Below are 10,071 nucleotides of genomic sequence, written 5' to 3'. Positions count from 1 at the left end.
CGAACAGCATTGAAGTTCTTTTAGTTTCAAACACAAGGCTTACCCTATATTAAAATCCCCGGCTACAAGTTTGAATGAGTCCCCCCGGGTTTTGCCAGGAATCAGCTCGCAGAATCCCGCAACTTTTAACCCAATTGATGGCATTTTGGTCGTTAAGGCTTCACCCTGCCTTAACTAAGAGATCACCCTTAGATAGCACTTAGATAAAAAGCTATAAATACTTGCGTGTCTATGCGGGTTTGAAAAATTCATCTACGATTGTTGCGGGTTTATGCCATGCATTGGTTGGTAGCAGGAGGTGTGAATGAAATCCAACGCGTCTCATCCTGAAATAGCTTCAGGAATGTAGGTGGCTCCTGAAGGTAGTTTGTAATATCAAATCTGATTAGATCCGACCTGGTAAACCCCAATTTTACGCAGAATTTACTCCTCTTTTTCATTTCTTTCCGGAGAAACTCAAGTTTCCCAATTACGATTTTCATAATACGTCTTGCACCACCATTACGAATTTCATAATCGTCGTTTTACCAGCCTTGCGAAATTGATAATAGCGCTTTCACCGGCGATGAAAATATGGTAAAAGTGGTTTTTAGTTATCTAGTAGGGGGATTTGGTGTTATCTTAGGATATGGAAAGCGGGAGATCAGAGGTCGGAGGTCTGAGATGAAGGGCTTATTTAGCGGGCGAAACCTTAGTGAACGCTTAGTGAACCACTAGTGAATCCTTAGTGAATGATCCCGCGCTTCGCTTGGGATGACAGTCGCTTCGCTCGGGATGACGGTCGGAGGTCAGAGGTCAGAGGGCTGAAGTCGGAGGGCTGAAGCAGGAAGTATGAGGTTGAGGAGGAGATTAGAATTGAGTTTACTTGAAATGGAATTGTACCGGTGCAAATAATAAGGGTGATTGTTAATTTAAAATTAGAAATAATGAGAAAATTAGAATCGGGTTAAAAAGAAGCTGAAAACTGAAAACTGAAAGTTGAAGGCACAAACCCAAAGTCTTAACCGCGCGGGCTATAGGCGTCACGCTCACTTTCAGTTTTCAGTTTTCAGTTTAATAAGGCTGGTGCATTACAGTTATTGGGTTTAAATCCCGAATGGTGCCGCAAGTATGGTGAAACCGCCCCGGGCGGTAGTACACCGAACGCGAAAGAGGCGGTAAGTATGGAGACTCTGCTAAAAGTTTTTATTAAGTTGAGAGTTGATGGTTGAGAGTTGACAGTGTGCAAACGTGAAGGCGTTTCGCCCGCTGTAGCGCAGTGGATGAGGGGTAAGTATGGGAACTCTGCTAAAAGTTTTTATTTAATACCAATTTGTATATTCATTAAATAATTCAAATGAAAACACACAATCTCATTTTCCTATTGATAATCTTTGGTGGTAGAGTAGTTGCCCAAAACACAACTTTTGAGAGCTCGTTATCAAAGATCAATGTTAAAGTCGATTCTCTTTTAAAGAAGTTAACGACAATGGTGATAACTGAGGAAGAGAAAAAGGGATTAAAAACATTAGGATATCTTATCCAAAATGAGGGACTTCTTCAAGGGGATTCGTTTCAAAATTATACTAAGTCTCTGGAACTGGTAAACACAGCTCTGTCCATTTGGACCGCCCTTAATGACACATTAAATGAGGCTAATAACCGGAAATATAAAGGTCTATTACATGGTCACTTAAATAATTTTCGGGAAGCAAAAACTCAAATTGAGTATGCTATAAAACTTTTTTCCGGGAAGAAAGCACTTTGGGGTGTTGCTGTTTCTCATTTTGACCTTTCAAAAGTATATGAGATTGAAAATAAGCTGGACTCGGCCCTAATTTACAACCGATACGCCAGACTATATTGGAATTCCACTGTTGATACCGGCCGCATCTTAATTAATAATAATCAGGCTATTAATATATATTACAGGTTAAATGATTTGCCGAACGCTTTACTTATTCAAAAAAGCACTGCACCGTTACTAAAGAAGTCCAACCTGCATTGGCAAAATGTGTTAGACTTTAATTTCCTTTCTTATATCTTGTACCATAGACTTAATGATAAAATATTATCTGCAAGTTTTCAGAGACTTTACAAAAATAAATTACCAGAAAGGAAACAGCTGGGTGTTACTGTAAAGTCCATCTATGAGAAAGCTGATAATTAATAATATGAGTTCTTGTGATCGTTAAAATGCGATTATTGAATTTCCACATATCCTATAAAGAGTAAAAAAGTCGACATTTATTGTTGATAACCATTTTACAAACTACAAGTCATCCGTCTGTAACGCATGCTACAGGCATGCTTCTCTACATCAGCACCATTAGGTACGTTTCTTAAGCCTAAGCACTGAGTGTCTCCATTCACCGTTATTCCGCATTGGCTGGTGCGGTAAGAACAGACAAAGCCTAAGCACTAACTTCAAAGCAGCAGGCGCAGCGGCGGGGTTTTGCTACTTTTTACCTGAAGAAAAAGTAGGGCAAATAAAATATCTGGTGCAAATATTTTTTTGTCCAATAAATATCATATCCAACTAGGGGATACCCCCAATTTTACACTCTCATATTAAAAATCATCTTACACTTTGGAAAAAGCAGCATTTTATAAATTACTGGACAAGTATATTGCCGGTGAGGCTTCCCTGGAAGAGGAGCAGCAATTGCTTAATTTTTACGGCAGCTTCAGTAAATCCAGGGAAAATCAGTCCGATGTTGACATTTCTTCGCTCGACGAGAAAATGTACAATCGCGTGATGGAGGACCTGGACTTAGAGGTGCCTGCTCAGAGAAGTCGCCGGAGTCTCTTTGGAAAGCTTTTGATAGCAGCCACAGTAATTATAACAGCTGCTATATCACTATATTTTTACAAGGGTGCAGGGAAAATCGAGCCTGAATATTTTTCAGAAATAGATGTAAAGAATGATATTGCTCCTGGCGACAATAAAGCGATATTAACTCTGGCGGATGGATCGAGGATAAGTCTTGACGATGCAGCCGAAGGATTTGTAGCAAGCCAGGGTAACACATCTATTACAAAAACTGAAGACGGACAGATCGTATATAAAAAGAACGAAGAAGGGATGAAAAGCATGAGCGGGTCTTCGGCGGCTAACACTATCCAAACACCTAAAGGCGGAAGATACCAGATCAGCCTCCCGGATGGCAGCAAGGTTTGGCTGAATTCAGCTTCAACACTGACTTATCCTACCACATTTGCTGCTTCTGAAAGAAAAGTCAAACTAATTGGTGAGGCTTATTTTGAGATTGCTAAGAATAAAAAGGTGCCTTTCCGTGTTGAAAGCAACAATCAGATAGTCGAAGTACTTGGAACCCATTTCAATATCAACTCTTATGAGGACGAGGCTTTTATTAAGACGACTCTTTTGGAGGGCAGCGTACGTGTTATATTAAACTCATCAAATCCGAGTGGCAAATTATTGAAACCCGGCGAGCAGTCGCTTACCAGCGCTTCTCAATCTGACATCAGAGTACAGCATACGGATACCGAAAAGGCAATAGCCTGGAAGAATGGATATTTTAAATTTAAGAACACCCCGATCAAAGATATTATGCGGGAGATAGAAAGGTGGTACGATGTGGAACTGGTTTATGATGGTAAACTAGCTCCTGATGAATTTACCGGCTATATTTCTAATGATGTGAAAATTTCAAGCGTACTGAAAATGCTGGAAGAGAGCGGCGGTATTAAGTTCACCGTAAAAGGAAGAAGATTAAAGATCAAATCAATTCAATAACCTCTAAAATATCATATATGATAAAAAAGAATACCAGTTAATCAGGTTTTGGAGAGACTAAAACAAAAAACCGCCCCGGATTGCGCCCGGAGCGGAGAATATCAGTTAAGGCCTTTTCAAAAATCCGCTAGTACGAAGTTCTAATATTAACCAAAACAATTTTAAAATGTAAAAGTATGAAAAATGTTTTACTACGAAAATGGAGTAGTTCCGGCCTGAGCACCGGAAGTTTTCCAAAATTGAGACTTAATACACTGGTCTCAAATCAAACATTAAAGACCATGAAGCTAACTGCCATTTTTATTTTAGCAGCTTTTATGCAAGTAAGTGCTGAAGGCTACTCTCAAAATGTTACGTTAAATGAAACGAATTCTAATCTGGATAAGGTTTTCACTGAGATCAGAAAACAAACAGGCTATGATTTCTTATACAATACCAGACTGCTGAGAAATACAGTTCCTGTTACTGTTAAGGCCAAAAACACTTCTTTAGAGCAAGTTTTGGCGCAGGTTTTCCAGAACCAGCCCTTAACTTATTCTATCACGGAGAACACCATCATCCTTAAGAGAAAAGATGAGCGGTTTATGGAAGAAGTTTCTAAATTTTCAGTAATGCCGACAGAGCGTGACGAACGGACTTTTTCTGCAAGCCAGTCGTCAGGTGTAGTTTCAAATTTCGCAATTCAGGCTCAGCGTGCAGACGTTAGAGGTAAAGTTATTGATGCTGCGGGTCAGCCGCTGATCGGTGTTAGTGTACGGGTGAAAGGTACACAGGCAGGGGCTTCAACTGATGTTCAGGGAAATTTCACCTTAGACGCTCCTGCAAATGCTGTCCTTGTATTTACCTACGTGGGTTATGTAACTCAGGAAGTAGCCGTCAACGGCAGAACTTCTGTTAACATAACTATGGCTGAAGACCGTCAGGCATTAAGCGAGGTTGTTGTTACTGCATTAGGTATAACCAAAGCAAAAAGAAGCCTTGGATATTCTGTACAGGAAATCCCAGGGGATGCCCTTACAGAGGCGCGCCAGAATAATATTGCAAATTCACTTACCGGTAAGATAGCAGGCGTTGATGCAACACAGGCTAATGGGGGGGTTGGTGTTTCAAGCCGCGTTATTATTCGCGGCAACACCTCTTTAAACGGAAATCAACAACCTCTTTATGTTGTTGACGGTATTCCTATCAACAATACAAACCGTAGCGGTGGAAGTAGTACTGCAGGTATCAATGTTGACCGTGGTGATGGCATATCCAGTATGAACCCGGATGATATTGCTACCATCTCTGTATTGAAAGGTGGTGCTGCAGCTGCCCTTTATGGAAGTCAGGCTGCAAATGGTGTCATTCTTATTACTACTAAAAAAGGTTCTGCACAGCAGGGAGTAGGTGTTGAGGTTTCTTCTGACGCTAACTACGGTACGCCTTATGTATTTCCGAATTACCAGTATGTTTATGGACAAGGGAATGACGGAGTTAAACCTGCAACAGCAGCTGCTGCGTTAAGTTCAGGCCGTTTATCTTACGGAGCAAAATTAGACGGATCGATGGTTCTGCAATTTGATGGGGTTGCCCGTCCTTATACGGCGTTTAACGTTAAGGACAATGTCAAGAATTTCTACCAGACTCAGTCTAATATCACGAACACGATCGCGTTAAATGCCGGCAGCCAAAATTTCAGGGCCAGATTATCAGCCAGCGACCTTAGGGCAAAAGATCAGCAACCCGGATCAAAGTATGATCGTCAGAACGCTGCTTTGAATGTGACTGGTAAAATGGGTAAGAATGATTTTATAACATTAGAATCAAGCGTGCAGTATAACCTTCAGAATGCTAAGAACAGACAAGGTATTGGTTATGCTGAGATCAATGCAGCCTGGCCGGTTTATTTGGCCGCAAATAACGTAGATGTTCGGAACATGAGAGGTACAGATCCAAGCCGTCCGGGAATTAATGCGGTTACGGGAAGAGAATTAGATTGGAATCCTGTACCTGCGGCTGTAAATCCTTACTATGCAGCTCACCAGCTGAGCAATACTGATGATCAGAGAAGACTTATAGCTCGCGGAAGTGTTCAGGTCAATCTGTTAAGCAATCTATTTGTAAAAGGTACCATCGGTATTGATAACAATGACTTCGGATACGAAAACTACGTGCCGATGACGAACTCTTTCACCCCCCTTGGTTATTACAACTCAAGAATTGAAGACGAGAAAAAAACTAACTTCCAGGTGATCGCGAATTACAACCAGAGGTTTTTAGGGGAAAAAATTGGTTTTAATCTTCTTGGAGGTGCGCAGCGTGAACGTAACAGATTATCACGGGTAGATCAGAACGGGGATACTTGGGTTGTCCCGGATTTTTACAGTTTGACCAACCTTGTTAACAGAACCCTTGCAAATGAATTCGTACAAGACGAAGGCTACAACTCACTTTTCGGTGAAGCTAATATCGATTTTAAAAATTTCTTCTATTTAACTGTTACAGGACGTCAGGACTGGTTCTCTGTGCTAAACCCTGGATTTAACTCGATTTTCTATCCTTCTGTTGGAGCGAGTTTCATCCTTTCGGATGTGGTGAAAATGCCAACGTTTCTTAACTACGCTAAATTAAGATCGTCATGGGCTGAGGTCGGAAGTGCCACAGTAAATGCGGGAAGTATTAACCAGACCTTTTCAGTAAGCACAGTGAATGCATATGGTTTACCAACTTTGAGTAATCCAACTACGCTTAACAATCCAAATATTCGTCCTGTCACAGTTCAAACCATCGAAGGAGGGGCTGAGCTCCAAATGCTGGACAGCCGTCTCGGTTTAGATGTAAATTATTACAGCAGAAGAACAAGGAATGATATCTTATCACCGCCGATTTCAGCGGCAACCGGCTTCAATGCGGGTCGTCGTAACCTTGGTCTGGTAACTAACAAGGGCTGGGAAATCAGCCTGAATGGTACGCCAATAAAGAAAGACGATTTTAGCTGGGATATAAATTACAACTTTGGTCATAACGAAAGTAAGATCGTTGAGCTTGCAGAAGGTATCACCACGCTTTCAATTGGAAATGCAATCGGTGGGCCACTATTGATTAACGCAATAGGTCTCCCTTACTCTACCGTGCGAGCAAACGTAATGAAGAGAGATGCTAATGGCACTTTGATATACAATCCAGCGACCGGTTATGAAGTTCAGGAACTTCAGGATCTTGGCGTGGGTAACCCGCCGACGCAAATGGGTCTTGGAAACAACTTTCGTTACAAAAGATTCTCGTTAACAATTGATATCGACTCCAAATTTGGTGCAGTCGGATATAGCAACCTGATACAATATGCAACCCGTTTCGGGCATACCCCGATTACGCTTCCTGGCAGAGAAAACGGGTTAACTGTTACAGGTGTTACAGCCACTGGTGCTCCATTCACGAAGCTATGGGACGTCGCCACGCTAGACACTTACTACAACAATCTGGGAAGTGCCTATCCAGGACAGTTTGTATACAGCACTGATTTTGTAAAACTTAGACGTACGGTATTGCGTTACAACGTGCCAACCAATGCGCTCAAATTCATGAGAGTCCAACAAGCATCTGTTGGTCTGACTGGCTTAAATCTCGCTACCCTGTATCAGGATAAGAGAGTTAAAGAAGCAGGTATTGACCCGGAAATGCAGGAAACTACTGGAAATGCTCAGGGAAGTCAGGGTGTTATGGCTCCGAGAACCAGGAATATTGGCTTCAACGTGAATTTAAGATTCTAACTTTAAAACTAAGAACATGAGAAAGATATTTTTAAATATGATATATGCGGCGGGTGCTATTGTTCTGGCCTTAGTTATGCCTTCCTGTGATACAGAGGCGCTGACTGATCTGAACAAGAATCCGAACGCAATAGAGACCAATATTCCGGATTATTCATTCACTGCCGCGGTGTTGTCAAGCAGCCCTGGAGAAAATTATCGGGCACTTGGTCAGGGTATGCAATACTTTTCTACTTATAAGGAGGTACCTGCTGTTGGCGATAAGTTTTATAATTTTAATGGTACAGTTGGAAATTTTAATATTTACCCGGGCGCTAACCAGACTACCGCCAATCCGTATCCGAAGGGTATCAACAGGCTCCTTGCACTAAATTCACAGATACCGGGTCCAGAAAATGTAAATAAACGTGCAGCAGTTGAAATTCTCCGAATTCTAGCTTTCCATCAAGCGACAGATCAAATGGGAGATCTTCCATATACTGAATCTATGAAAGGTCAGGACAATTTAATGCCAAAGTATGATACCCAGCAGAGTATCTACACCGCGATGCTGACTGAGCTAGAAACTGCTTTGAAATCAATGGACGCAACAAAGCCGAACGTATTTGGCAATGCAGATCCATATTTCAAGGGAGATGTTGTGAGATGGAAGAAGTTTGGCTACACTCTGATGCTGCGTTTAGGGATGCGGATGTCGCAGGTAGATGCTGCCAACTCTAAAAGTTGGGTCGAAAAGGCTGCGGCTGGAGGTGTAATGACGGTATTTAGCGATATTGCTTATATTAAATATGCAAATGTTACCGGTCAGATGAATCCCCGGGTTGGCGGTATGATCAGCGGAGATTTTGCAAGCCCTGGAGGCGATAACGTAGAGGGTAGTAAATGGACTGCAAGGTTTATCGATCATTTAAAGGCTACTCAGGATCCTCGCTTGCCAGTTATATCAGTGGTTTGGGTTCCCGCAGGCGGATCTAGTTATACTGCAAATAACACACCTGCAACACAACGAGGAATGAAAGAGGGAGCTGTTAATACCAGACCTTCAGATTTTGACACATTTTCAGAACCTTCACTACTTTACCTGGACCGGGGTTCTCCAATCATTACTATGGGTCCGGCGGAAGCATACCTGATCATAGCTGAAGCAGCAGCGAGAGGATGGAATGTTGGAACTACAGCTAAAACTGCGTACGAAAATGGCGTTCGCGCTGCTATGGCACAATGGGCTTTATGGCCAACAGTTGCTCCTTCATCAGGAGTTATCACAACTGCACAGGTTGATGCTTATCTTCTTGCTAATCCATATCCAACTGCAGGTACGCTAGTTCAACAGTTTGAGTTCATAGCAACACAGCACTGGGTATCTTTGCTTGGAGATGATTATGAAGTTTGGGCTAACTGGCGCCGTATTAAATTCCCAGTGTTTAATTACGCTAACTGGACAAATACAGCTGGTCAAAAAGTATCTTATCCAGGTAATGTTACAGCAGGTAAGATGTTTAGACGATTTTCTTATCCTATAACAGAACTAAACGTAAATGGCACAAACTACCTTGACGCCATTAAACGTCAGGGCTTCACGGAGCAAACTATTGATCTTCTTCAGGGTAGAATGTGGTGGGATGTTGGTCCGGGTACTGGTCAAAGCAATGTCAATTAAGAGTAAGCAATATGTTATTCATCGTATACTAATAGGAATATAAACTGATTTTATATATTAGCGATACAATAAGGGGAGATTAGATTTAGTCTCCTCTTATTGTTTCAAATCGAATCAATAAATAAAAATAATATGAAACGCAGAGATCTGATTAAATACCTTTCCGTGGCGCCAATTGCTGGTGCAGCTGTTGGAACAGGTATACCCTTTGTTGCTGAAGCTGCTGAGCCAGCTCCGGCCAGGGCAAAACGGGATGTAATAAAAGAATTAGGATTACGGACGTTTATTAATGCCGCAGGAACCTACACGACCATGACAGCATCCCTGATGCATGAAGAAGTAATAGATACAATTAATGAATCGGCCAAACACTTCGTTATGATTAACGAAGTACAGGACAAAGTAGGTGAAAAAATTGCCGGGTTGTGTAAAGCTGAGGCTGCCATGGTTACTGCAGGCTGCTGGTCTGCATTGGTTTTGGGTACAGCTGGGGTACTCACCAGGATGGACAGGAAAAAGGTTGAGTTACTGCCTGATCTGTCTACATTTGAGAAAACTCAGGTAATTACTCAAAAAGCTCATAATGTCGGTTACGTTCATGCGCTCACTAACACGGGAATTGTCCCCGTAGAAATTGAGACTGTTGAGGAGCTTGAAAAAGCGATAACGAAAAAGACCGCTCTGATGTGGTTTTTAAATTCCAGCGGTCCTTTAGGTAAAATTAAACATGAAGAGTGGGTTGCAATCGCTAAAAAACACAATATTCCAACCCTGATCGATATAGCTGCTGATGTTCCTCCGGTAGAGAATCTTTGGAAATACAATCAGATGGGTTTTGACCTTGTATGTGTTTCAGGCGGTAAAGCTATGGCAGGCCCTCAAAGCGCCGGCATTCTTATGGACAGGAAAGACCTTATTGC

Annotated in this window: 5 protein-coding genes; all 5 read left to right on the top strand. The window is 41.9% G+C overall.

All coding sequences use genetic code 11. From position 1 onward, the window contains the following. The first annotated feature begins 1,336 nt into the window (after nt 1-1,336). Nucleotides 1,337-2,149, top strand: coding sequence for a hypothetical protein (locus WKF69_RS16420; protein ID WP_340383275.1), 813 nt, complete (start codon nt 1,337-1,339; stop codon nt 2,147-2,149). Between the two features lie 420 nt (nt 2,150-2,569). Continuing rightward, entirely contained in the window at nt 2,570-3,739 is a 1,170-nt protein-coding gene (locus tag WKF69_RS16415; RefSeq protein ID WP_340383273.1) for a FecR domain-containing protein, read from the top strand. Between the two features lie 176 nt (nt 3,740-3,915). Beyond that, the gene (locus tag WKF69_RS16410; RefSeq protein ID WP_340383271.1) at nt 3,916-7,491 is read left to right on the top strand and encodes a SusC/RagA family TonB-linked outer membrane protein; all 3,576 of its coding nucleotides are present in this window, start codon (nt 3,916-3,918) and stop codon (nt 7,489-7,491) included. Nucleotides 7,492-7,507: 16 nt separating this feature from the next. Next, nucleotides 7,508-9,151, top strand: a complete 1,644-nt coding sequence (locus WKF69_RS16405) for a SusD/RagB family nutrient-binding outer membrane lipoprotein (RefSeq protein ID WP_340383269.1) — start codon at nt 7,508-7,510, stop codon at nt 9,149-9,151. A 132-nt stretch (nt 9,152-9,283) separates the two neighbouring features. Further along, a partial coding sequence (locus tag WKF69_RS16400; RefSeq protein ID WP_340383267.1) for an aminotransferase class V-fold PLP-dependent enzyme occupies nt 9,284-10,071 on the top strand: 788 nt, incomplete at its 3' end.

Source organism: Daejeonella sp. (assembly GCF_037719425.1).
GTDB lineage: Bacteria > Bacteroidota > Bacteroidia > Sphingobacteriales > Sphingobacteriaceae > Daejeonella.
Note: the sequence above shows the minus strand (reverse complement) of the source record. Positions and strands in the feature narration are given on the sequence as shown.